Below are 22,896 nucleotides of genomic sequence, written 5' to 3' on the forward strand. Positions count from 1 at the left end.
AAATTTGACCTTAACTCAGGTTAGCCCTGGATTGAAATAAGTAGGCTATGCTGAGGTTTACTTATAATGGTCAAGGCGAAAAAATGGATCTGAAAAGCGGTTATCCTTTCTGGGCGATTAAAAATGGATTAATGCGAACCTTCCCGGCACTGGACCAGGATATTGTGTGTGATGTGGCAATTATCGGTGGTGGTATTACCGGCGCGTTGATTGCTGATGAGCTAAGTTCAAATGGTTATGCCGTTGCGGTTATAGAACAGCGGGATATCGGCTGGGGCAGCACCGCTGCCAGTACGGCATTACTGCAATATGAAATAGATACCCATCTGACTGAGCTTGCAGCTTTATATGGAGAGGTTGATGCCTTAAAAGCCTATCGGGCTTGTGCAGAGGCTATTACCGATCTGCAAATACTTGCTGAAACAGTCGGTGATGTTGATTTTGAAATGCAGGAAAGTCTATATTTCGCTAGCCGCAGTCGTGATAAACAATCGCTCAAAGATGAATTTTTGTTGCGACAAAAACATGGGTTTGATGTCGAATGGCTAGAGTCTGATGCGATAAAAAAAGCTTATGGCTTTAAATCATCTGGTGCCATTCTCAGCAAACTGGCTGCACGCATTGATCCCTATCGGCTTGCTTCTAAACTATTAGACCGCTTGCGCAATAGTGGCCATAAGGTGTTAGACCGCACTGAAATCAAGCAGCTGAAACCATCAGCAGATTCGGTTGAATTACTCACCACAACCGGCCATAAAATCAGTTGCCAGTATGTGATTGTGGCGACAGGCTATGCCAGTCAGAAATTACTCAAGCAAAATGTAGCGTCAAACCGTAGCAGCTATGCTTTTATCACCGATCCGATAGATCCCGAGTTATTGGGTGAATTAAATAAAACCATGATGTGGGAATCCGCCAGGCCTTATCTTTATATGCGAACTACTGGCGATGGTCGTTTGCTGGTCGGGGGGGAAGATGATGATATCGATATTCCAGCAAAACGGGATAAACGGGTAGATAAAAAAGCGCAAACACTGGCTAAGAAAGTCGAAAAATTGTTTCCCAAACTACCCATGAACCCGACATTTTCCTGGGCTGGCACTTTTGCCGAAACCGAAGATGGTCTGCCGTTTTTTGGTCCGCATAAACAATATGGTGAGCGAGTTCAGTTTGCCATGGCTTATGGCGGCAATGGCATTACCTACAGCATGATTGGGGCAGGCTTATTAAGAGCCAATATCGAACAGCGTGAGCATCCATTAGCAGGGCTGTTTTCTTTTTCCAGATTAGATTAAGGCAGTGACTACTGATGCCACGACACAGAACAATACCGTCCATAAAGCGGAGCGTTTCAGCACAAAAATAATCAAAAAACCACCGAGCGCTATCAGTAAATCCAGCCAGTGATTCACACCTTCGGTAAAAATAGGATCGTATAAAGCCGCGGCTAACAAGCCCACGACAGCTGCATTGATTCCAGCTACTACCGCACCGGCGTTTGGTAGATGAGCAAGTTGTTGCCACAGCGGTAACATCGCCAGCAATAATAAAAATCCCGGCACAAAAATGGCGAGCGTTGCAAGCAGGGCATTCCAACCTGATGGCAATTGTGTTGGGAGCTCAGCGCCGAGATAAGTTGCCAACGTGAACATTGGCCCTGGAACGGCCTGAGCGGCACCATAACCGGTTAAAAACTGATCAGTAGTGAGCCAGCCAGTGGCAACTGTCTGCTGTTCAAGTAATGGCAACACAACATGACCACCACCAAATACCAAAGCACCAGCTTGATAGAAGCCAGCAAGCATATTGGTCACACTGAGATTACTTCCGGCAAAGAGACTGAGAATTAGCAACAACATGAACAGGGTGAATAAAAGCCAGGCAGTTTGTTTGCCATAATTGACGGGAAATTTAAAATCCGCTGACAGTTGTTGCTGGCGACATAAAAACCAACCAGCCAGACCGCCCAAGATTATTACAGCGATTTGCATAATTGCCAATTTAAAAATCAGCAGCAGTGCAAAACTGAATAGAGCAATCAAAATGCGTTGCCAGTCTGGTGTCAGCTTCTGCGCCATACTAATAACTGCATGAGCAACAACAGCAACTGCGACCAGTTTTAAACCATCAATAATCGCCATACCAATCGGGTTGTCGAGTTGATGAGCAATGCTGGAAAACGCAAACAAAAGTATTGCGGATGGTAGGGTAAATGCTATGAATGCCGCAATAGCGCCCATCCAGCCAGCACGAAACAAACCAATGGAAAAGCCCATCTGACTGCTGGCCGGGCCGGGCAGAAACTGTGTAACAGCAAGTAATTGAGAAAACTGTTGTTCAGAAAGCCATTGACGTTTGCTGATAAATTCAGTGCGGTAATAACCAATATGGGCAATCGGCCCGCCAAACGCCGTCAAACCCAGTTTGAGAAAGGCTAAAAACACGTCCACCACGTTCTGTAGATTGTTTGTTGCCTTCACAGTTATTTCCTCTGGTTAATCGGTATGACTGGCCGCATCGATTCGTAACAGTTCCAATAATCGTTGCATATCATCGGGTAAAGGAATCTGCCAGCTCACAGCTTCACCCGTAGTCGGATGATCAAAACCCAATAAACCGGCATGCAAAGCCTGACGACGCGTATTCTGCAAAGCGGCCAGGCAACTATCCGTCATCCCTTTGGGTGTTTTAAACCGGCCACCATATAACGGATCACCTAATAATGGATGGCGAATATGTGCCATATGCACACGGATCTGGTGAGTGCGTCCGGTTTCCAGTTTGCAACGCAGATGGGTATGCGCCCGAAAACGCTCTTCAATCCGATAGTGTGTCACTGCAGGTTTACCGTTTTGTGACACGGCCATTCGTTTACGATCAATGTGATGTCGACCAACGGGTGCATCAACTGTACCGCCTGCGGTAAACACACCACAGGCAATGGCCTGATATTCACGTACCACAGTTCGTTCCTGTAACTGACTGATTAATGAATGATGTGCCTGCAGGCTTTTGGCGACCATCAATAGGCCGGTGGTATCTTTATCAATACGATGCACAATACCGGCGCGAGGAATATGGGTAAGTTGCGGTGCGTGTGCCAGCAGAGCATTGACCATCGTGCCATTCTGGTTACCGGCACCGGGGTGTACCACCATGCCGGCTGCTTTATTAATGATTAAAACATCGTCATCTTCATAAATAATATCCAGATCAATGGATTCGGCCTTCCAGTTATCATCATGAATAATCTGCTGTGCGGCAATTTCAATTTGATCACCCGTTCGTACGGCATCTTTTGGGCGGCAGATTTGCTGATTCAGTAATACATCGCCAGCTTTAATCCATTTGGTCAGCTGGCCACGGGAGTATTCTGAGAACAGCTGTGCCAAGGCCTGATCAATTCGCAAGCCACTTAATGACTCGGGAATAGTGGCATCTAATTTAATAATTTCAGTCATCAATGGCTTTGCATAAAATGGGGTGGGTATTATAACGTAGCTGTAATCATCGCCGTGAAATGGGCGAAAGGGAAATTATGAAACGATTGTTGATATGTCTGGCATTACTACTGATTTCGAACTGGAGCCATGCTGAGCCAAATATAGCTTTACTGGCATCATCCTGTGCGGGCTGTCATGGCACCAATGGCCACAGTAAAGGCGAGATGCCGAAACTGGCCGGTTTGGAGCAAGATTATTTTATTCAGCAAATGCAGGACTTTGCCAGCGGAGATAGAGAGTCTTCCGTTATGCGACACCATGCTGCGGCTTATAGCGAGAAAGAAATTCGTTTGTTGGCAGAGTATTTTTCAGAACAATAATCTAGACCTACCGTTTTTGGCATTGTGGGCAGAAATAGGTTGCTCGATTTGCCTGTCGAATCAGTTCAATCGGATGTCCACATTTTTTACAGCCTTGATTCTGCCGAGCATAGACCCATAATTCCTGCGCGAAATATCCTGGCTTACCTTCACTGTCACGAAAATCTCGTAACGTTGTTCCACCCGCAGCAATCGCTTTTTTTAAGGTCAGTTTAATTGCTGCAACCAGTTTTTCGGCTTGTTTTTTTGTCAGTTTTGCAGCGATGAGTTGCGGATGAATGGCGGAGAGAAATAGCGATTCACTGGCATAGATATTCCCGACCCCAACCACTACTTCAGCATTCATAATAAAGGTTTTGATACTGACCTGACGTTTACGGCTACGTTGAAAAAGGTAACCGGCATCAAAAATATCCTCTAACGGTTCTGGGCCTAAATGACTTAACAATGGATGTTGTAAAGGTGGTTCACTGGTCCACAAAATAGCGCCAAAGCGGCGTGGATCGGTAAAACGAAGAATAATGTTATTGGCAAATACAATGTCTACATGATCATGTTTTTCAGCTGGCTGAAACGCGGTCAGAATGCGTAAGCGACCTGACATGCCAAGATGAATAAACAAGGTACCATCTGCTGTATTAAGCAGTAAATATTTGGCGCGGCGGCTGACCGATTGAATTATTTGACCACAGAGTTTTTCATCAAGTTTGTCGGTAATTGGCCAGCGTAGCCGAGCATCACGGATGATGACCTGCTCAACTTGCTGGTTTTCTATGTAAGGTGCAATACCACTGCGGGTGGTTTCGACTTCAGGTAATTCAGGCATATCACTCGTTTATTGAAAAGAGGGCAGGGAGCATCGCTGCAGGAAATTGATACTGCAGTTGCAGATCTGGATCAGCCAGGGTGAGGCCATCCTCACTATGGCTTACAAAAAATCGCCGTTGTGTGTTACCAACTAAATCAATCACTACCACAGGCGTGTCGTCAGAAATAAAGCTTTCTGGCGTGATCACAACTTGCATGGCATAGGCCTGTTGCCAGTTTTGCAGAAGTGCCAGCAGTTTGTCCTGCGCATGATTATCCGGTTTGGAAAGCCAACTGGTATTTTGCTGGTAGATCGACAGTTCAGCAGAAAATTGTTGGCCATTTGCACCAAGCAGCTGTGGTAACTGGAGTGTTTGAATATCGCTTGCTGGATCCAGTAAACGGTTATCAATAAAACTACTGGCACTGGCGCCCAGCAGCGGTGAGATATCATCGTTCACTAAAAAAATCTGTTGATTATGCAGAATATAACGATAACCACTCAGTGACTCGGTGTCACCAAAAGCAAAGCGTTGTTGATTAAACGATAAGATAAAATTCGGTTTTTCCAAGCCAAAATCAGCCAGATTAGTCGTTTCAGTGACTGCCGTCCTGGACTGCACAGGTTGCTCTAACAAGCTTAATAATAGCTTGATGCGGGTTTGATTTGCTCGGGCTTTGGCTGGCTGAATTAATTGCCATTTCTCATCCAGTTGCAGTTGAATGGTTTGTTGTTGGTGACGTTGGATTTGCATCTCTGTCACTTGCGATTGGCTAATGCTGTCAGTGATAAATGAATTTGGTTCCGGGGTCTGCGACTCGGTCATCAGCCATACCAAAAGCACCGCTACCACCAATAACAGCAGATTTGTCAGATAAGTGCTTTTCATCGACGCTTTCTTATCCAACCAAGGCTCAGGCCAATAATCAGTAAGCTAAGTGGCAAGACTATTAAAAAGCCCAGGCCAATCAGCAGCGATTGCTGATCCGATAATATCAACTGGTTATCGCGTGTTTTGATGACCGGAATTTGTATTGAGTCATCATCAGCAACCAGCCAGTTCACTAGAGCCATCGCCAGTTCAAGATTGGCAGCAGTGCCCAAGTACAAATTAGAGACAAAATCGCCATCGCCAAATACCGCGACACGTTGTTTTTTTGTTGCTGAGATTGTTTTTTCCATTAACACGCTGAGCATTAACGGTCCCGGAATATCCAACTCCTCATCAAAACTCAGTGTGTCCAGGTTAGCGGAACTCATATCGCCTAATTCAGACCAGCTATCACTTTGTGATTGCATCAATTGGGTAACCTGCCAGTCAGACTCTGTAGCAGATAGTTGCATGGCATGAGCATTAGGCATTAACGTGACACTGGAAGTCGCTGCGGTAACCGGATGATTGGCGTAATCTGTCACTATGACAAAACGGGGATCTTCCAGGCCGAGTTTGCCCGCATTTGGGTCAATTAATGTGCCGGGTACAAAGTTCAGGTTAAGTTGTTCACTAATAGCTTTTAAACCAATATCTGTCTCCGGTTCGCTGAGCCAAAGCAGATTGCCACCTTGCTGTAAATAATCCTCTAACTGGGTAATATCACTCTTTGGCCAAGGCTGTTTAGAACTGGCAATAACTAAAACAGCGTTATCGTCAGGGCTGATGTTTTGCATAGATTCAGCCATGGTGAGTGTCTGCATATCAAAGCCGGTAATGGTCAGCTGATTACGCCACTGCGCCATATCAAAAGCCGCATCCCCCACAATATCGCGTTCCCCATGACCGGTAATAAAGATCAGTCGGGGCAGGTTGCTGCGGCTGACTTTTATAATGGCATTACTCAATGATTGTTCAGATAAATCAAACACGTGCTGTTGACCCTGCTGGCCCGATACCACGATTTCAGCCTGTTGTTGAATGTTCAGTTCGCGAACCCGTTGCGGCTGGGTAACGGGGTCTATAAACGTCACCGTAAGCTGCTGACTATATTGCTGATAGCGTTTTAATAAACTTTCAGCCGCTGCTTGATATTGATGTCCGGGGCTAATAAACACTTCAATCGTCACCGGACTGTCGAGGGCTTTTAATAACTCATTGGTGGCAGAGGACAGAGTATGTCGCTGATTGGCGGTCCAGTCTGACTCGAAGCTATAACGGTTCGATAGAACGGCAATGCCAATAATTACGACCAGCAATAAAATATAAAAAATGATCTGTTGTAGCCGATGCTGATATTTAAATTGTTTTGACATCTTCATTGACTGAGCCTCGCACTATCAAGACGTCGAATGGTTAATAACATAAAAACCACACAAAACAAGGCAAAGAAACTCAAATCAAGACTATTGATTTGTCCCGCCAGCATCGGTTGAAAATGTCCTAACAAAGATAACCAAGCTAACCAGTTGATATTGTCTGCAACAGCGCTGGCAGCGGCAAAATCAATTATCCATAACAAAAACAGCAGACAAAAGGTCATCACGGCCGCAATAATTGGCTGTGTTGTGAGTGATGACATAAATATGCCAGCAGCCACAAAGCTGGCAACCAATAATGCAAGCCCTAACATGCCAGCACCGAGTTGATAAAAATCAATTGCGGAACCCGCCAGCAGCGACAATGGCATTAATGAGATCAGGGCCAGTTGAAGCAGGAAAAAAATCAGATAACCAAGGTATTTGCCAAACACAATCTGACTGGCTGAAAGCGGGGCGGAGATTAGCAATGGCAAAGTATGATTACGATGTTCATCAGCAAAGGAACGCATGGTGATAAAGGGAGCAATTAATAACAATATCAAAGCGGCATTATTTAATAATGGCGCAACAATCAATTCGGTCACGCCAGGCGCGCCGGGAATAGCGGAAATCTGTCCCTGGATCTGGGCAAAATAGTCAATGTGACTGAGGAACAGGTAAGCCAGTAAAAACTGTACCAACGCCAGCAATACCCAGGCAAAAGGCGATAAAAACAAGCGTGAAAGCTCTAACCTCGTCACGCACCACATCACTCTATTGCTCCAGTGGTGGGATCACTATTTATCAACTGCATAAATATATATTCCAGCGAATCCTGTTCGACCAATAGTTCCTGCAGTTGCCATTGTTTTGATACGGCGTTGCTTAACAGCACTTCAGTAGGATTGTTGCCCGGTTTAAAAAAGATTCTAAATTGGTTTACTGATACAACCTCGACACTGGATACATCTGCCAAGGATTGTAATTCGCTGAGTGGTGGTGGATTTAAAAGCGTAATTTTAAGGCTGCTATTTTGCCGCTGCTGATGCAGGGCTTCCAGGCTGTCAGCAAACATGACCTGACCCTTGCTAATGATTTGTACCCGGTCACAGAGCATTTCTACTTCCGGCAAAATATGAGTTGATAGGATAACGCTATGCTGATTGGCAATTTCACGAATTAACTCTCTTATTTGCCGGATTTGCTGCGGATCCAGACCGGAAGTGGGTTCATCCAGTATCACCACAGCCGGGGTATGTACGATGGCTTGAGCGATACCGGTACGTTGCTGGTAGCCTTTAGATAATTGGCCAATTAGCCGACGACTCACTTCACCCAGGCCGCAGCGTTCAATCACTGTGGCAACCGCCAAATTTAATCGCGTACCTTTCAGGCCATTGAGTCTGGCACAATGCTGTAAATATTCACTGACCGTGAGCTCACGATATAGCGGTGGGGTTTCCGGAAGATAACCCAGTTGGGCTTTGGCCTGTTTAGGCTGCGCCAGTAAATCAAAACCATTGATCCGGATTTCACCTTGATCCGGTGCTAGATTGCCACTGAGCATTTTCATGGTAGTGCTTTTACCAGCACCATTTGGCCCGAGGAAGCCCAGAATTTCTCCACGTTTTACCGTGATATCAATATTTTGAACCACAACATTGGGGCCAAAATGACGAGACAGATTTTGTGCTTCGAGCAATATAGTCATAGCGCACTATAATACGGTTTTGATCTGAATCGTCCACTGTGATTTTTGAACATAAATATCATTCGAAAATTAAAAACTTTTGGCGCGCAGTAACACTGCATCTAAGCCGAAAATCAAGTGTAATCAAGGGCAATTTATTCAAACCATAAAAAAACCCGCATTTAATAGCGGGTTTTTTTAGAAGCAGTAAATAATTAAATTATTTGATTTTAGCTTCTTTATACATCACATGTTGACGGATAACAGGATCAAACTTTTTGATCTCCATTTTTTCCGGCATGGTGCGTTTGTTTTTATCAGTAGTGTAAAAGTGACCTGTACCTGCTGATGAAACTAATTTGATTTTATCGCGCATGTCCTAACTCCTTAGAATTTTTCGCCGCGGCTACGGAGATCAGATAAAACGGTATCAATACCTCTTTTATCAATGATACGCAGACCATGATTGCTGACACGCAATTTTACCCAACGATTTTCAGACTCAACCCAAAAACGGTGTGAGTGAAGGTTAGGTAGGAAACGGCGTTTTGTTTTGTTGTGAGCGTGTGAAACATTGTTTCCGCTCATAGGGCGTTTGCCCGTTACCTGACATACTCTGGACATGTTAATCCTGCTCCTGATGCATTTTTAGTGACTGACGCGTCCTGCCAACGCATCATTCTGAATAAACTAAGCCGGACTTTATACCATATGTGCTATCTGATGTGTAGCAGTTTTCAGCTATAAATTAGCTGAGGCCCATTTTGTCGAGCTGTGCTGAAACGCTCTCTTTATCGAGTACACCAATTTTGCGCATGACAATTTTGCCTTCTGGCGAAATTAGATAATGTGTTGGGGTCACCCGCACATTATTAAATGCGCTGGAAATTTCGCCTTCACTGTCCCAAATTAACGTGTATGGCAAACCGCGGTCTTCACGCATTGCTTTGATATGTGAAGGCGTGTCGTGTGGCAGCGAAACGCCTAGCATTACCAAGCCTTTACTTGCATATTCTTCATATAGCGCAATCAGCTCAGGCAGTTCCTGAATACACGCCGGGCAATCAGTCGCCCAGAAAATCATCAAGATTGGTTTACCGGCATAATCTTTGAAAGCATGCAGTTCACCATCAACATCTTCAAACTGAAGTTCAGTATAGAGTGGTGCGGTTGCGTTCTTGTACATAAACACTACAAACAGCAGAGCAAATAGGGCTGCTATAAATAATGCAAAACGTTTTCCAGACTTCATTTTCTCTCTCAGGTTGGTTGGGTCAATTGACCCAAAGCTTCGGTCAGTTTTAGGTTTTCCCGATAATCGACCGGACAATCAATGACGGTAACAGTATTACTGTCCAATGCTTCTTTTAACACGGTTATCAGTTCTTCGGTCTTGTTCACTCTGACACCAGTGGCACCAAAAGATTGCGCGTATTGTACAAAATCCGGATTGCCGAATTTTACATTACTGGTTCGGCCAAATTGGTTTTGTTGTTTCCACTCGATCAGGCCGTAACTGGCGTCATTCCAGATCAAAATGACAATGGCAATGTTCAGTCGCATTGCCGTTTCGATTTCCTGAGAATTCATCAGAAAACCAGCGTCACCGGTGACCGCGACGACTTTGCGTTCTGGATGCGCCAGTTTGGCTGCAATTGCACCCGGAACAGCAATGCCCATGCTGGCAAAACCATTGGAAATAATGCAGGTGTTCGGGTATTCACAGCGGAACATGCGTGACATCCACATTTTGTGGGCGCCGACATCACATATCACGATATCTTCGAGGTGCATCGCCGTACGTAGATCCCAGATGATTTTCTGAGGTTTTACTGGAAATTCGGTATCACGGCGATGCTGATTCATTTCAGCAATCAAACTATCACGCAAGGTGCGCATTGCTTTGCCTTCATGAGGAGTGGTTAATGCAGCAATGCGATTAAGGCTGTGAGTAATATTACCCACCACACCTAACACTACACTGTAATAGGCATCAACCTCAGCATGGGTGGTATCAATATGAATCAGGGTGCGGTCGCGTGATGGATGCCAGAGGTAAGGATGGTATTCGACCATGTCGTAACCAATACAAATAATCACATCGGCATTGGCAAATCCGGTATTAACGTAATCATTCGACTGTAAGCCAACGCTGCCCAGTGACATAGGATGACCAAATGGAATAACCCCTTTGGCCATAAAAGTATTGGCAACCGGAATGCCTAGTTTTTCAGCAAATTCGGTAAGTGCTTTAGCCGCATGAGATCGGATGACTCCATTACCTGCCAGAATAATGGGGTTTTCTGCATTGGAAATTAATTCAGCTGCACGCTCAATATGCTCTGCAGCCGGTTCAGGAGGCGTGGCATGTTTAACCCGGAGCGGCGCATCATCAATTTCCATCTCGGCAATATTTTCTGGGAATTCAATAAAGCAGGCGCCGGTTTTTTCGGTTTGCGCCACTTTAAATGCTTTACGGACAATTTCTGGAATAACTTCTGGGCTGACGATACGGGTGGAGTATTTGGTAATCGGTAAAAACATCGCTTCCAGATTAAGCACCTGATGCGATTCTTTATGCAAACGATTAGTCGAAGCCTGCCCGGCTATAGCTACCAGCGGCGCATGATCCATATTGGCATCCGCGACGCCAGTAATCAGATTAGTTGCACCAGGTCCCAGGGTTGCCATACACACGCCGGCGCGTCCGGTGAGTCGACCATAAACGTCTGCCATAAACGCAGCACCTTGTTCATGCCGGGTGGTAATAAATTGAATTGACGAATCGAGCAAAGCATCCATTACATCCAGGTTTTCCTCACCGGGAATTCCGAACACATATTCAACACCTTCATTTTCCAACGTGCGGACAAATAGCTCTGCTGCTTTCATTAATATGACTCCGTTAAATTGCCTTGGTGGCAAGCATACCCTGTTTTATTTGCGGCATGCGAGAGGCTGATTTGATTATTTTTGATGCAAATAACAATCGTGAAACATCGTGTAAGTTTTTATTAGAATATGTCTTAAAAATAAGGGGCTTTCGCCCCTTAGTTATTACTGAAATGCTTTGGGTATTTGCTTGTGCCAATCAGTGACTTGTTGGTAACGATGGGCAACATTGAGTAAACGTGCTTCATCGAAATAATTGCCAATAATTTGCAGACCTGCAGGTAAACCAGCCGCAAAGCCGGCCGGAATTGACATACCTGGCAATCCAGCAAGATTGGTATTAATGGTATAGATATCCGCTAAATACATGGCAACTGGATCATCGGTTTTATCACCCAGTTTAAAGGCAGTCGTTGGCGCGGTTGGTCCCATAATCACATCAACTTCTTCAAATGCCTGTTGGAAGTCATCGCTGATTAAACGGCGGCATTTCTGAGCTTTAAGATAGTAGGCATCATAATAACCGGCAGACAATGCATAGGTGCCAATCATGATGCGACGTTTAACTTCATCACCAAAGCCTTCACCACGAGAACGTTGATACAGATCCAAAAGATCTTTTGGATCCTCACAACGATGACCAAAACGTACGCCATCCATCCGAGACAAATTTGATGAACATTCCGCTGGAGCAACAACATAATAAGTCGGTATCGCCAAAGCCGTATTAGGCAGGCTGATTTCTTTAACGACAGCACCAAGTTTTTCAAACTCTTTAATCGCGGCATCGATTGTTGCAGCAACTTCCGGGGCCAGACCTTCGCCGAAATACTCTTTTGGCAGACCGATGCGCAGACCTTCTAAAGAATCATTCAGATTGGCAGTGTAATCTGGAACATCACGTTCCACACTGGTGGAATCACGCTCATCAAAACCCGACATGACGTTTAACAATAAAGCCGCATCTTCAGCATTGGCTGCCATTGGTCCGGCTTGATCCAGACTGGATGCAAAGGCAATCATTCCGTAGCGTGAAACACGTCCATAAGTTGGTTTCAGGCCGGTTAAATTGCACAGAGAAGAGGGCTGACGTATCGAACCCCCGGTATCGGTTCCAGTGGCAATAGGGGCGAGCCGTGCGGCAACAGCGGCAGCTGAACCACCAGATGAACCACCAGGTACTCGTTCAGTATCCCAAGGATTTTTTACCGGGCCGTAAAAGCTGGTTTCGTTAGAAGAACCCATGGCAAATTCGTCCATATTGGTTTTACCCAACATGACCATGCCGCTGGCAGCGATTTTTTCAACTACAGTGGCATCATATGGCGCGACAAATTTATCGAGCATTTTCGATGCACAGCTGGTGCGAACACCTTTTGTACAGAAAATATCTTTATGTGCCATTGGGATACCGGTCAATTTACCGGCGGTTTTATCGGCAAACTTTTTATCAGCAGCGGCGGCCTGTGCCAGTGCATTTTCTTCAGTAATGCTGATAAAGGCATTCAAATCACCGTTATGGGTTTTGATGCGATTCAAAAAATGTTTAGTCAGTTCCACACTGGTGATATCGCCGTTGTGCAGCAAAGCGGAAAGTTCAGATAGAGTTTTGTTATGCATGTGCTTGCCTGTGTTGGAATTTATTCGATGACCTGAGGAACCAGATAGACACCAGCTTCGGTTTTCGGTGCGATAGACTGGAACAATTCACGTTGATCAGTTTCTGATACAACGTCTTCGCGCAGTCTTTGATGAGCATCCAAGGGATGCGCCATCGGACTTACGGCATCAGTATCCACGGCGCTCATCTGCTCAACCAGATTGAGGATATTATTCAAATCACGGGCATAATCAGGAATGGTACTTTCATCAATGGCGAGCCGCGCAAGATGCGCGATTTTTTCTACATCAGATTTATCTAAACTCATCAGTCGTCCCGTAAGTTAATTGATTTCACAAAGTTGAAGTTTAAATGATTAGTTGCTTGCCCAACAGACCTGAGCATTGCTAAAGTACTCATTTTACCTCTTCCGGATGTGGTTTCTTCAATGTTTGAACGTTTACGTGGGATCTTCTCTAACGATCTGTCTATCGATCTGGGTACAGCCAATACGCTGATTTATGTGCGCGGCCGGGGCATCGTTTTGGATGAGCCGTCAGTAGTAGCAATTCGACAGGATAAAGGACCAGGCGGTCCTCGCTCGATTGCTGCAGTAGGTGCGGAAGCAAAAAGAATGTTAGGACGGACGCCAGGGAATATTACGGCGATTCGACCACTGAAAGACGGCGTAATTGCTGATTTCACTGTGACAGAAAAAATGCTGCAGCATTTTATTCGTAAAGTACATGAAGGACGATTTTTAAAGCCAAGTCCGCGCGTATTAGTTTGTGTTCCTTGTGGTTCTACACAAGTCGAGCGTCGTGCAATTCGTGAATCCGCTGCTGGTGCCGGTGCCCGTGATGTGTTTCTGATTGAAGAGCCGATGGCTGCCGCAATTGGTGCCGGGATGCCGGTAGAAGAAGCTAGTGGTTCAATGGTGTTGGATATTGGTGGTGGTACCACAGAAGTCGCGATTATCTCGCTGAACGGTATTGTCTATTCAGCCTCTGTCCGGATTGGTGGTGATCTTTTCGATGAAGCTATTGTCAATTACGTGCGTCGGAATTACGGCACATTGATTGGTGAAGCAACTGCTGAAAAAATCAAAAAAGAAATTGGTTCAGCTTATCCCGGTAATGAAGTTCGAGAAATGGAAGTACGTGGCCGCAATTTGGCAGAAGGTATTCCACGTAGCTTCACATTGAACAGCAATGAAATTCTCGAAGCGCTGCAAGACCCACTAGCCGGTATCGTGGCTGCAGTGAAAACTGCATTGGAACAAACTCCACCAGAATTAGGTGCCGACGTTGCTGAACGCGGTATTGTTTTGACCGGAGGTGGTGCGTTACTGAGAGATTTAGATCGTTTGCTGATGGAAGAGACTGGATTACCTGCCATTGTTGCTGAAGACCCACTGACCTGTGTTGCCAGAGGTGGTGGTCGTGCATTAGAACTTATTGACGAACGCGGGAGCGACGTATTTACGTTTGAATAGCTTTCAGTAAGCTTGATGTTGGTATTTGACCTTTACAAATAGCCAGATTATTTGTAAAGGTCTTTTCATTTTCGGAACTGAGCCATTAAACCGCTATTTACCCAAACACCGTCGTTGAATACACGGATGCTACTCGCCGTAGTCGCTTCTGTATTGCTGTATTTTCTTGATACACGATTAGATTATTTCAAGCCCATCCGAGCCAGTCTGTCGACGGTTGTTTATCCTGTGCAAAAACTTGCTTCAATGCCGGACGATTTAGTGATTTGGTTTGGTGAGCTGTTTCAAGGTCATCGACAACTGCGCGAAAAAATCATGACGTTGGAAGCGCAAAATCTGACCAATAGTGTGCGCATGCAGAAAATGCAGGCACTGGAAAGTGAAAATATGCGCTTGCGTGAACTACTCGGTTCGTCGTTCCGCTTACAGGAACGAGTTCAGGTGGCCGAATTGCTCAGTGTCGACTTAGATCCGTTTTATCAACATGTGATTATTGATAAAGGTGAATCTTTCGGCGTTTATGACGGACAGCCCGTGCTTGATTCGTTAGGGGTGATGGGGCAAGTCGCTGAAGTCAGCCAGTTTTCCAGCCGCGTTGTGCTGCTGACTGATCCCAGCCACAGTATCCCAGTACAAATTGTTCGAAATGGTTTACGGGCAGTGGTCACTGGTCGTGGACTTGGCGAAGCTCTACAAATGGAGTTCTTACCTCATAATGCCGATGTTCGGGTTGGTGATGTTTTAGTCACCTCCGGTTTAGGTGGTCGTTTTCCAGTGGGATATCCTGTTGGTTCGGTTATTTCTGTTGATTTTCCACAAGGCAAATCCTTTGCTGAGATTGCTGTTGATCCAGCCGCGCATTTATCGACCAGCCGAGAGGTTATGTTGGTTTTGCCGGGTGAAAAAATAGATTTTGGTATTACGTTCCCTTTGCAAATTGAAGAAGAGGACCTTCCTGCTGTAGAACGACAGCCTTTATCCGAGGATCAGATAACACAACCAGAGGGTAATAACTAATGGTGTTGGTCAAGTCACAGCACAGCAGCGTGATTTACATAACTTTGTTATTTGCCATATTGTTAATGTTGGTGCCTTTACCCGATTCGCTGCGTTACGCGCGTCCCGAATGGGTAGCAATAACACTGATTTACTGGGCTATGGCACTGCCACAACGCGTCAGTATCGGCGTAGCCTGGTTCACAGGTTTGGTTATGGATGTAATAACGGGTGGTGTGTTGGGTATCCATGCATTTGCCTACGCCCTTGTGATTTATCTTGTAGGTCGTTTACATTTACAAATTCGTCAGTACCCATTGTGGCAACAGGCTGTGACAATATTTTCTCTAGTGTTTCTGGTGCATTTTATCGTGATGTTTAATGCTCCAATCAGCTTTGTTTGGACCAATTGGATGACCGTATTGACCAGCACTATCGTCTGGCCTTTAGTGTATGCCGCATTACGGAAAATCCGTCGTAGTTTTCAGGTCAGCTGATCGTGATCGATCCACGTTACCGACTTAAAGATCATTTTCGTGAAAGTCGCCTAGTAAGTAACCGGCTGATATTTGCTGGAATTTTTTCTTTATTATTGTTTGGCATTATCATTTTTCGGTTGGTAATGCTGCAAATTGTAGATTTTGAACATTTTGATTCATTGTCAAATCGTAACCGTGTTGATATCGAGCCGCTACCTCCGCAACGTGGACTGATCTACGACCGCAACGGGGTGTTACTCGCTGAGAATATCCCTACGTTCAGTCTGGAAGTCATTCCTGAAAAAGTCACAAATCTGGATGAAACCATTACTGAGCTAGCTGACTTACTCTCTTTAACTCAGGAAGATATTGAGGCGTTTAATGAGCGACGTAAACGCCACAGAGCCTTTGAGGAAATCGTAGTTCGTAATCAGTTGACCCAAAAAGAAGTGGCTTTGTTTTCAGTCAATCGTCATCGTTTTCCTGGGGTAGATGTCGTCGGACGTTTGATTCGTCATTATCCTCAAGGTCCGCTTTTTGCCCATGCAGTTGGCTATGTTGGTCGGATTAATCAACAAGAAATGGAAGTTATTGACCGGCAAAACTACAAAGGCACCTTACAAATAGGGAAAACCGGTGTTGAAAATCAATACGAAGATTTGTTGCATGGCACAGTGGGGTATCGTCAGGTTGAAACAAATGTCCAGGGACGTACTGTTCGGGAATTATTCAGTGAGCCAGCCACTGCAGGGCAAGACTTATATCTGCATTTAGATATAAATTTACAGAAAGCTGCGGCTGAAGCGCTGGGGGAGTACAACGGAGCTGTCGTGGTACTTGATACCAGAAATGGTGGCGTTTTAGCATTTGTCAGCAAGCCTGATTACGATCCCAATGCTTTTGTAACCGGCATCAGCACCAAAGACTATGCAGCTTTACGTGATAATCCGGAACAACCCTTGTTTAATAGGGTTCTCCGCGGTCATTATCCTCCCGGTTCTACTTTTAAACCATTCGTGGCCTTGGCGGGTCTTGAGCTAAATGTAGTCACAGAGCAAAGCCGGACTTTTTGCCCGGGTTTTTATTCATTGCCAGGCCATGATCATCGTTATCGCTGTTGGAAGCGGGTGGGACATGGTCATGTTGATCTTAAAAGTGCGATGGCAGAATCGTGTGACGTATATTTTTACGATTTAGCACATGCTCTAGGAATAGACCGATTACATGGTTTTCTGGATTATTTTGGCTTTGGACGCAAAACGAATATTGATGTTCCAGGAGAGAGTAAAGGGCTTTCCCCATCACGAGAGTGGAAGCGTGCACAACGAAATCAAGCCTGGTTTCCGGGTGAAACTTTGATTTCAGGCATTGGTCAAGGATTTAACCAGACAACCCCCATTCAGTTGGCTCATGCCACCGCAACACTTGGTATGTTGGGAACGGTGTATACACCGCAACTGGTGCGTGCAACAAAAACAAATAATGATGAAGGCATGCAATTGATTGGTGTTCAACAGGCAGATAGCTTGCCTATCCAAAAATCCAGCAATTGGCAGGCTGTTATTGACTCTATGGTTGAAGTGATACATGGCAAACGTGGAACAGCACGCCATATCGGTAAGAACTTGTCCTTTCAAATTGCCGGCAAAACTGGCACAGCACAAGTATTTGGTATCGCTCAGGATGCAAAATATGATGCTGATACGTTGGCTAAAAAACTGCACGATCATGCACTGTTTATGGCCTTTGCTCCGGCGGATGAACCTGAAATTGCGATTGCAGTCGTGGTTGAAAACGGAGGCAGTGGCAGTGCCACAGCAGCGCCTATCGCTCGAAAATTAATTGATGTGTATTTTGGAATAGAGACTGAGAAAGAGAGCGATGAGCCAATTAATGAATGATCTTCGCAATCCGCCAAGAGCGAGGAGCCAGTTATTGCAGGACCGACGTAAGGTTCCTGGGCTGCAATGGACTTCATTATTACGACGTGCTCATTTGGATGGTTTCTTAGTACTGGGAATTATGACCTTGCTGCTTTTTAGTGCTGTCGTGTTGTACAGCAGTGGCGGTGAGAATTTTGGGTTACTGATACGCCAAGGGATTCGAATGGCGATCGCAATCACCGTAATGATTATCTTGGCGCAAATGCATCCAGACCGACTCAAAGATATCGCCTTCTGGGTTTACGGTATTGGCGTATTAACCTTGATTGCTGTTTTATTGTTTGGAACCATTGGTAAAGGCGCGCAGCGTTGGCTCGATTTGGGGTTCTTCCGCTTTCAGCCATCCGAAATCATGAAGTTAGCTGTGCCCTTGGTCGTAGCTGTATATCTCGCCGAGCGACCTTTGCCACCCAGTTTCTCAAGATTGTTTTTTGCCTTATTAATGATTGCTATTCCAGTGTTATTGATAGGCAAACAACCTGACTTGGGAACCGCATTATTGATTGGCAGTTCTGGATTGATTGTAGTGTTTTTGTCTGGTGTGTCTTGGCGATTATTGATGAGTTTTTTAGTGGTAACCGCCTCTGCAGCCCCAGTGTTATGGTATTTCATGCACGATTATCAACGGCGACGGGTGATGACATTGTTTAACCCTGAGTCTGATCCTCTGGGTGCTGGTTATCATATTATTCAGTCAAAAATTGCCATTGGATCTGGCGGTTTACATGGGCGTGGTTGGTTGCAAGGTACACAATCACATCTGGAGTTTTTGCCGGAACGGTCAACGGATTTTATCTTTGCAGTGATTGCCGAAGAGTTCGGTCTAATCGGGTTGATAGCATTGATTACAGTTTATCTGTTAATTACGGCTAGAGGTCTATATATTGCCGCTCAGGCGCAGGTTAGCTACATGAAATTATTGGCAGGCAGTATAGCTATTACCTTTTTGGTCTACGTATTTGTAAATGTTGGAATGGTTACTGGCCTTTTACCAGTAGTCGGCGTACCGCTGCCACTTATTAGCTATGGAGGCACTTCAATGGTGACCTTGCTAGCAGGCTTCGGTATCCTGATGTCTATACACACCCATCGGAGGATGATGTCACCGTGAAAAAACGCATTGCAGTCACCTTGTTAAGCCTAATGCTAACACCCGCTTATGCCAATTCAGAGTTACCGGAATTGGATAAATTTATTGATGAAATGGTGCAGGAGCACGCGTTCGATAGAACTGAACTAGAAACCTTGTTTGCTCAGGTTGAAGTTAAGGATAGCATTCTTAAAGCGATTTCTAAGCCAGCTGAGAAAAGTAAACCTTGGTATGAATATCGCGAAATTTTCCTGGATCAGGCACGGATTAACGCCGGGGTTGCCTATTGGAAAAAACATGCCGAAGCATTGGCTAAAGCTGAAAAAGAACTGGGTGTACCTGCCGAAATTATCTTGGCTATTCTTGGTGTAGAAACACGCTTTGGTGGCAACATGGGGAGCTTTCGAGTAGTTGATGCGTTATCTACTTTAGCGTTTCGTTATCCACCGCGTAGTCCTTTTTTCCGTTCAGAATTGAAAAACTTTCTAATTTTAACGCGTGAAGAAGAAATGTCGCAGTTAGAGCCGATTGGCTCTTATGCCGGTGCGATGGGTCTGGGACAGTTCATGCCAAGCAGTTTCCGCGAATATGCAGTGGATTTTGACAATGATGGTCATCGGGATATTTGGAATAATCCAACCGATGCAATTGGTAGTATTGCTAATTATTTACGTCGTCATGGCTGGCAGCCAGGCCAGACAATTGTGCACGCAACAGAGTATGAAGGGAATGATTTACCCCAGGATTTAATTGATCGTGGATTAAAACCGAGTGTAACTCGTGAGGAATTACGTAAATCAGGATTATCTACCGATCAATTGCCTGCCGGTGAGGACGTGATTACTGTTTTCAGCCTTACTCAACCGGGCGGTGAAGAACTTTGGTTAGGCCGGCAAAATTTTTATGCAATTACCCGTTACAATCACAGCCGTATGTATGCCATGGCTGTTATCCAGCTGTCAGAAGCGATTCGTGATGGTTATGAGTCTACAAAATGAAACGGCGTGTAGTTAAGTATGTGACGTTGTCAGTAATGCTGACAGGCCTTTGGTCCTGTGGAACGGTAATAGAACAACAGGATTCAGCACCAAAAGTAAAACCAGATATTTCAAAGATTCCGGATGCCGTTCCACGTGATGAGCCCCGTAGTAAATATGGCAACCCGGCTTCTTATGAAGTTTTCGGCAAACGGTATTACACACTTACCAGCAGTGATAACTATGTAGAGCAAGGTAAAGCGTCGTGGTACGGGACCAAGTTCCATGGTCGACGTACTTCTAGTGGCGAACCTTATGATATGTATGCGATGACCGCTGCACATAAAACCTTGCCGTTACCGAGTTATGCCGAGGTGACCAACCTGGACAATGGACGTAAGGTAGTGGTGAAGATCAATGATCGAGGCCCATTTCATGATGATCGTCTAATTGATTTGTCTTATAGCGCGGCGACTAAATTAGGCATTGTCGACAAGGGCACCGGTAATGTTGAAGTCCGTGCCATTACTAAACGAAATGTAACTGCTTCTGCCAATAACAGCTCGACGAGCTCTATCGTTAAAGTAACACCCGTGTCCAATACAGTGGTGCCTAACACTGCTATTGGAAAAGTTTTAATGTTTCTTCAGGTTGGGGCTTTCAGTACCATGAGCCGAGCGGAACAAATTAAGCAACAAGTCCAACAGCAGATTGAAGAACGGGTACATATTTCTACTGTTGAACGCGCCCAGCCTCCATTGTATCGAGTCAGGGTAGGACCATTGGAAAGTGCAGAATATGGTGAACGTATTGCCTCCAAGCTAATGGATTTAGGCTTTTCAGATACCCGTATCGTGACCGAATAAAATGTTTTTACACTTGAGAGTAGCTAATGATTAAATTGTTAAAAATGAGTCTCGCAGGTCTGTTATTTAGTGTTTCAACACTAACAGCAGCAGGCATGATCACCCCCAATCCAACGGCACCATCAATCGCAGGCACCGCGCATATTTTGCAGGACTACGATAGTGGACATATTTTAATGTCCGAAAATGCTGATGAGCGTATGCCTCCCGCTAGTATTACCAAGTTAATGACTTCTTACGTGGTTTCTCAGGAAATCCATGATGGCAATATTAAACTTGATGATGAAGTATTAATCAGTGAAAAAGCCTGGCGTATGATTGGTTCACGCAGTTTTATCGAGGTGAACACCAAGGTGACTGTGGAAGCCTTGTTACGTGGCATGATCGTGCAATCTGGTAATGATGCCGCTGTAGCACTTGCTGAACATGTAGCTGGTAGCGAAGAAGTGTTTGCCCAGATGATGAATCAATATGCTCAGAAACTGGGTATGGTCAATACAAATTACCAAAATGCGACTGGTTTGCCTGGACCGGAGCACTTCACCACAGCACATGATATCGCCATTCTGTCCGCTGCATTGATTCGTGATTTTCCGGAGCATTACCAATGGTATGCAGAAAAGGAATATACCTACAACGGTATTACCCAGCACAATCGTAATAAATTGCTATGGCGTGATAATACGGTAGATGGATTGAAAACAGGTCATACCGAAGAAGCGGGGTTTTGTTTATCTGCTTCAGCTAAACGCGACGGCATGCGTCTGATTGCTGTGGTCTTAGGTACTGCGAGTGAAAATGCCCGTGCCCAAGAAATCCAGAAGATGTTTAACTTTGGATTCCGTTTCTTTGAAACGCATCAGCTATACGCGGCAGATGAGTCGATTACCCAAACCAAAGTCTGGAAAGGTCAAACAGATCAATTGAACCTGGGCCTGGCTCAGCCATTGTCTATTACCGTTCCGCGTGGCCGTTATAAAGATTTACAAGCGACAACTAATCTTCAGCAGCCTGTTGTAGCACCTATCGCCAAAGGAACTGAACTGGGTGACGTTGAAATCCGCTTAGGTGACGAAGTGGTTGCACAACAAAAGCTAGTGGCGATTGATAATGTCGAAAAAGGCAGCTGGTGGAGACGGATCATCGACAGCTTATTAATGCTTATTTGGGGTTAAAACGAACGTGCCAACAGTCTATCTTAATGGTGAGTTCCTGCCAGCCGATAAGGCAAAAGTATCTGTCTACGATCGCGGATATTTATTAGGCGACGGTGTTTATGAGGTGATTCCGGTGTATGCCGGAAAAGCCTTTTTGCTGAGTCGGCATCTGCAGCGATTACAGAATAGTCTGGATGGTGTTCGTATTGAAAATCCCCATTCTGACGAACAGTGGATCCAAATAATTGATGAGTTAATTGCCAACAATAACGGTGGTGATCAATCGTTGTATCTACAGGTTACTCGGGGTGTAGCACCACGCGATCATATTTTCCCGATTGGCGTGGCGCCCAGTGTATTTATGATGAGTAATCCCTTGCAGCCAGTGGCTGAAAGTTGGAAAACCGAAGGCATCAAAGCGATTACCACAGCCGATATTCGCTGGATGCGTTGTGATATCAAAGCGATCACCTTGTTGGCGAATAGCTTGATGAAACAGCTGGCACAAGATGCCGGTGCTCAGGAAGCGTTGTTGATTCGTGATAATTATTTGACGGAAGGTTCAGCCAGCAATGCTTATGCGGTGATTGACGGTGTTATTTTCACAGCACCAAAAGATGAAAAAGTATTGCCTGGCATTACCCGTGATCTGATTATTGAACTGGCGGCTCAAGCCGATATGCCTATGCATGAAAGAGCGGTCAGTGAATCTGCTTTACGTAATGCTGATGAAATCTGGATCAGCAGTTCCACCAAGGAAGTGGTGCCAGTCACCTTATTGGACGGTGAAATTGTTGGCAGTGGTAAGCCAGGTCCGATTTGGCAGCAAATGCATGTGTTGTTTCAGC

Annotated in this window: 24 protein-coding genes; 11 read left to right on the forward strand and 13 right to left on the reverse strand. The window is 45.2% G+C overall.

Annotated elements, in window-relative coordinates; translation table 11 throughout:
- Positions 1 to 83: 83 nt before the first annotated feature.
- Positions 84 to 1,295 carry an NAD(P)/FAD-dependent oxidoreductase gene (locus tag ACN0V2_RS02655; protein WP_417549240.1) on the forward strand — a complete coding sequence of 404 codons (1,212 nt, stop codon included), beginning with the start codon at positions 84 to 86 and terminating at the stop codon, positions 1,293 to 1,295.
- Here the strand turns inward: ACN0V2_RS02655 and chrA are convergent.
- Both chrA and rluD read right to left on the reverse strand, forming a co-directional pair.
- Complete coding sequence (gene chrA, locus ACN0V2_RS02660) at positions 1,287 to 2,480, reverse strand: chromate efflux transporter (RefSeq protein WP_417549241.1); 1,194 nt, start codon at positions 2,478 to 2,480, stop codon at positions 1,287 to 1,289. The genes ACN0V2_RS02655 and chrA overlap by 9 nt on opposite strands.
- A gap of 15 nt (positions 2,481 to 2,495) precedes the next feature.
- Positions 2,496 to 3,461, reverse strand: a complete 966-nt coding sequence (rluD, locus tag ACN0V2_RS02665) for a 23S rRNA pseudouridine(1911/1915/1917) synthase RluD (RefSeq protein WP_417549242.1) — start codon at positions 3,459 to 3,461, stop codon at positions 2,496 to 2,498.
- Positions 3,462 to 3,538: 77 nt separating this feature from the next.
- On the opposite strand from rluD, the gene ACN0V2_RS02670 reads away from it, so the two are divergent.
- The gene (locus ACN0V2_RS02670) at positions 3,539 to 3,823 is read left to right on the forward strand and encodes a c-type cytochrome (protein WP_417549243.1); all 285 of its coding nucleotides are present in this window, start codon (positions 3,539 to 3,541) and stop codon (positions 3,821 to 3,823) included.
- A gap of 7 nt (positions 3,824 to 3,830) precedes the next feature.
- Here the strand turns inward: ACN0V2_RS02670 and mutM are convergent, their stop codons facing one another.
- The 11 genes from mutM to gatC all read right to left on the reverse strand — a co-directional run bounded on the left by mutM (position 3,831) and on the right by gatC (position 13,373).
- The gene (gene mutM / locus ACN0V2_RS02675) at positions 3,831 to 4,649 is read right to left on the reverse strand and encodes a bifunctional DNA-formamidopyrimidine glycosylase/DNA-(apurinic or apyrimidinic site) lyase (protein ID WP_417549244.1); all 819 of its coding nucleotides are present in this window, start codon (positions 4,647 to 4,649) and stop codon (positions 3,831 to 3,833) included.
- 1 nt (position 4,650) lies between these two features.
- A complete protein-coding gene (locus tag ACN0V2_RS02680) occupies positions 4,651 to 5,520 on the reverse strand; it encodes a DUF4340 domain-containing protein (RefSeq protein ID WP_417549245.1) in 870 nt (289 codons plus the stop codon).
- Positions 5,517 to 6,884, reverse strand: a complete 1,368-nt coding sequence (locus ACN0V2_RS02685; protein ID WP_417549246.1) for a GldG family protein — start codon at positions 6,882 to 6,884, stop codon at positions 5,517 to 5,519. Before ACN0V2_RS02685 ends, ACN0V2_RS02680 begins: the two co-directional genes overlap by 4 nt.
- Complete coding sequence (locus ACN0V2_RS02690) at positions 6,881 to 7,633, reverse strand: ABC transporter permease (protein ID WP_417549247.1); 753 nt, start codon at positions 7,631 to 7,633, stop codon at positions 6,881 to 6,883. Before ACN0V2_RS02690 ends, ACN0V2_RS02685 begins: the two co-directional genes overlap by 4 nt.
- The gene (locus ACN0V2_RS02695; RefSeq protein ID WP_417549248.1) at positions 7,633 to 8,574 is read right to left on the reverse strand and encodes an ABC transporter ATP-binding protein; all 942 of its coding nucleotides are present in this window, start codon (positions 8,572 to 8,574) and stop codon (positions 7,633 to 7,635) included. The genes ACN0V2_RS02690 and ACN0V2_RS02695 overlap by 1 nt, the downstream gene beginning before the upstream one ends.
- A 199-nt stretch (positions 8,575 to 8,773) precedes the next feature.
- Positions 8,774 to 8,929 carry a 50S ribosomal protein L33 gene (rpmG, locus tag ACN0V2_RS02700; RefSeq protein WP_069295571.1) on the reverse strand — a complete coding sequence of 52 codons (156 nt, stop codon included), beginning with the start codon at positions 8,927 to 8,929 and terminating at the stop codon, positions 8,774 to 8,776.
- Positions 8,930 to 8,940: 11 nt separating this feature from the next.
- On the reverse strand, positions 8,941 to 9,177 hold the full coding sequence (gene rpmB / locus ACN0V2_RS02705) for a 50S ribosomal protein L28 (protein ID WP_069295570.1): 237 nt from the start codon (positions 9,175 to 9,177) through the stop codon (positions 8,941 to 8,943).
- A gap of 124 nt (positions 9,178 to 9,301) precedes the next feature.
- Complete coding sequence (locus ACN0V2_RS02710; protein ID WP_417549249.1) at positions 9,302 to 9,805, reverse strand: TlpA family protein disulfide reductase; 504 nt, start codon at positions 9,803 to 9,805, stop codon at positions 9,302 to 9,304.
- Between the two features lie 8 nt (positions 9,806 to 9,813).
- On the reverse strand, positions 9,814 to 11,445 hold the full coding sequence (locus ACN0V2_RS02715; protein ID WP_417549250.1) for an acetolactate synthase large subunit: 1,632 nt from the start codon (positions 11,443 to 11,445) through the stop codon (positions 9,814 to 9,816).
- A gap of 165 nt (positions 11,446 to 11,610) precedes the next feature.
- Positions 11,611 to 13,065: an Asp-tRNA(Asn)/Glu-tRNA(Gln) amidotransferase subunit GatA gene (gene gatA / locus ACN0V2_RS02720; protein WP_417549251.1), complete on the reverse strand. Its 1,455-nt coding sequence runs from the start codon at positions 13,063 to 13,065 to the stop codon at positions 11,611 to 11,613.
- Between the two features lie 20 nt (positions 13,066 to 13,085).
- Positions 13,086 to 13,373, reverse strand: a complete 288-nt coding sequence (gene gatC, locus ACN0V2_RS02725; RefSeq protein WP_069295566.1) for an Asp-tRNA(Asn)/Glu-tRNA(Gln) amidotransferase subunit GatC — start codon at positions 13,371 to 13,373, stop codon at positions 13,086 to 13,088.
- Positions 13,374 to 13,493: 120 nt separating this feature from the next.
- On the opposite strand from gatC, the gene ACN0V2_RS02730 reads away from it, so the two are divergent.
- The 9 genes from ACN0V2_RS02730 to dat all read left to right on the forward strand — a co-directional run.
- Complete coding sequence (locus ACN0V2_RS02730) at positions 13,494 to 14,540, forward strand: rod shape-determining protein (protein WP_041354692.1); 1,047 nt, start codon at positions 13,494 to 13,496, stop codon at positions 14,538 to 14,540.
- Between the two features lie 84 nt (positions 14,541 to 14,624).
- The gene (mreC, locus tag ACN0V2_RS02735) at positions 14,625 to 15,557 is read left to right on the forward strand and encodes a rod shape-determining protein MreC (RefSeq protein WP_417549261.1); all 933 of its coding nucleotides are present in this window, start codon (positions 14,625 to 14,627) and stop codon (positions 15,555 to 15,557) included.
- Positions 15,558 to 15,586: 29 nt separating this feature from the next.
- On the forward strand, positions 15,587 to 16,033 hold the full coding sequence (gene mreD, locus ACN0V2_RS02740; protein ID WP_417549252.1) for a rod shape-determining protein MreD: 447 nt from the start codon (positions 15,587 to 15,589) through the stop codon (positions 16,031 to 16,033).
- Between the two features lie 2 nt (positions 16,034 to 16,035).
- Positions 16,036 to 17,916 carry a penicillin-binding protein 2 gene (gene mrdA / locus ACN0V2_RS02745; RefSeq protein ID WP_417549253.1) on the forward strand — a complete coding sequence of 627 codons (1,881 nt, stop codon included), beginning with the start codon at positions 16,036 to 16,038 and terminating at the stop codon, positions 17,914 to 17,916.
- On the forward strand, positions 17,897 to 19,069 hold the full coding sequence (gene rodA, locus ACN0V2_RS02750; RefSeq protein ID WP_417549254.1) for a rod shape-determining protein RodA: 1,173 nt from the start codon (positions 17,897 to 17,899) through the stop codon (positions 19,067 to 19,069). Before mrdA ends, rodA begins: the two co-directional genes overlap by 20 nt.
- Positions 19,066 to 20,046 (forward strand): lytic murein transglycosylase B, encoded by a 981-nt coding sequence (mltB, locus tag ACN0V2_RS02755; protein ID WP_417549255.1) that lies wholly within the window; start codon positions 19,066 to 19,068, stop codon positions 20,044 to 20,046. Before rodA ends, mltB begins: the two co-directional genes overlap by 4 nt.
- Positions 20,043 to 20,891, forward strand: a complete 849-nt coding sequence (locus tag ACN0V2_RS02760; RefSeq protein ID WP_417549256.1) for a septal ring lytic transglycosylase RlpA family protein — start codon at positions 20,043 to 20,045, stop codon at positions 20,889 to 20,891. Before mltB ends, ACN0V2_RS02760 begins: the two co-directional genes overlap by 4 nt.
- Before the next feature lie 26 nt (positions 20,892 to 20,917).
- Entirely contained in the window at positions 20,918 to 22,066 is a 1,149-nt protein-coding gene (locus ACN0V2_RS02765) for a D-alanyl-D-alanine carboxypeptidase family protein (protein ID WP_417549257.1), read from the forward strand.
- A gap of 7 nt (positions 22,067 to 22,073) precedes the next feature.
- On the forward strand, positions 22,074 to 22,896 hold an 823-nt coding region (dat, locus tag ACN0V2_RS02770), incomplete at its 3' end, for a D-amino-acid transaminase (protein WP_417549258.1).

The organism is Methylophaga sp. (assembly GCF_048266885.1).
Taxonomy (GTDB): domain Bacteria; phylum Pseudomonadota; class Gammaproteobacteria; order Nitrosococcales; family Methylophagaceae; genus Methylophaga.

Excerpts from the sequence above, each read along its gene's own strand:
- gatA (WP_417549251.1), bottom strand. The coding sequence starts at position 13,065 with ATGCATAACAAAACTCTATCTGAACTTTCCGCTTTGCTGCACAACGGC.
- ACN0V2_RS02680 (WP_417549245.1), bottom strand. The coding sequence starts at position 5,520 with ATGAAAAGCACTTATCTGACAAATCTGCTGTTATTGGTGGTAGCGGTG.
- ACN0V2_RS02685 (WP_417549246.1), bottom strand. The coding sequence starts at position 6,884 with ATGAAGATGTCAAAACAATTTAAATATCAGCATCGGCTACAACAGATC.
- ACN0V2_RS02695 (WP_417549248.1), bottom strand. The coding sequence starts at position 8,574 with ATGACTATATTGCTCGAAGCACAAAATCTGTCTCGTCATTTTGGCCCC.
- ACN0V2_RS02710 (WP_417549249.1), bottom strand. The coding sequence starts at position 9,805 with ATGAAGTCTGGAAAACGTTTTGCATTATTTATAGCAGCCCTATTTGCT.
- ACN0V2_RS02765 (WP_417549257.1), top strand. The coding sequence starts at position 20,918 with ATGATTAAATTGTTAAAAATGAGTCTCGCAGGTCTGTTATTTAGTGTT.
- gatC (WP_069295566.1), bottom strand. The coding sequence starts at position 13,373 with ATGAGTTTAGATAAATCTGATGTAGAAAAAATCGCGCATCTTGCGCGG.
- rodA (WP_417549254.1), top strand. The coding sequence starts at position 17,897 with ATGAGCCAATTAATGAATGATCTTCGCAATCCGCCAAGAGCGAGGAGC.
- rluD (WP_417549242.1), bottom strand. The coding sequence starts at position 3,461 with ATGACTGAAATTATTAAATTAGATGCCACTATTCCCGAGTCATTAAGT.
- ACN0V2_RS02715 (WP_417549250.1), bottom strand. The coding sequence starts at position 11,445 with ATGAAAGCAGCAGAGCTATTTGTCCGCACGTTGGAAAATGAAGGTGTT.
- ACN0V2_RS02760 (WP_417549256.1), top strand. The coding sequence starts at position 20,043 with ATGAAACGGCGTGTAGTTAAGTATGTGACGTTGTCAGTAATGCTGACA.
- ACN0V2_RS02655 (WP_417549240.1), top strand. The coding sequence starts at position 84 with ATGGATCTGAAAAGCGGTTATCCTTTCTGGGCGATTAAAAATGGATTA.
- ACN0V2_RS02690 (WP_417549247.1), bottom strand. The coding sequence starts at position 7,633 with ATGTGGTGCGTGACGAGGTTAGAGCTTTCACGCTTGTTTTTATCGCCT.
- ACN0V2_RS02670 (WP_417549243.1), top strand. The coding sequence starts at position 3,539 with ATGAAACGATTGTTGATATGTCTGGCATTACTACTGATTTCGAACTGG.
- rpmB (WP_069295570.1), bottom strand. The coding sequence starts at position 9,177 with ATGTCCAGAGTATGTCAGGTAACGGGCAAACGCCCTATGAGCGGAAAC.
- rpmG (WP_069295571.1), bottom strand. The coding sequence starts at position 8,929 with ATGCGCGATAAAATCAAATTAGTTTCATCAGCAGGTACAGGTCACTTT.
- mutM (WP_417549244.1), bottom strand. The coding sequence starts at position 4,649 with ATGCCTGAATTACCTGAAGTCGAAACCACCCGCAGTGGTATTGCACCT.
- ACN0V2_RS02730 (WP_041354692.1), top strand. The coding sequence starts at position 13,494 with ATGTTTGAACGTTTACGTGGGATCTTCTCTAACGATCTGTCTATCGAT.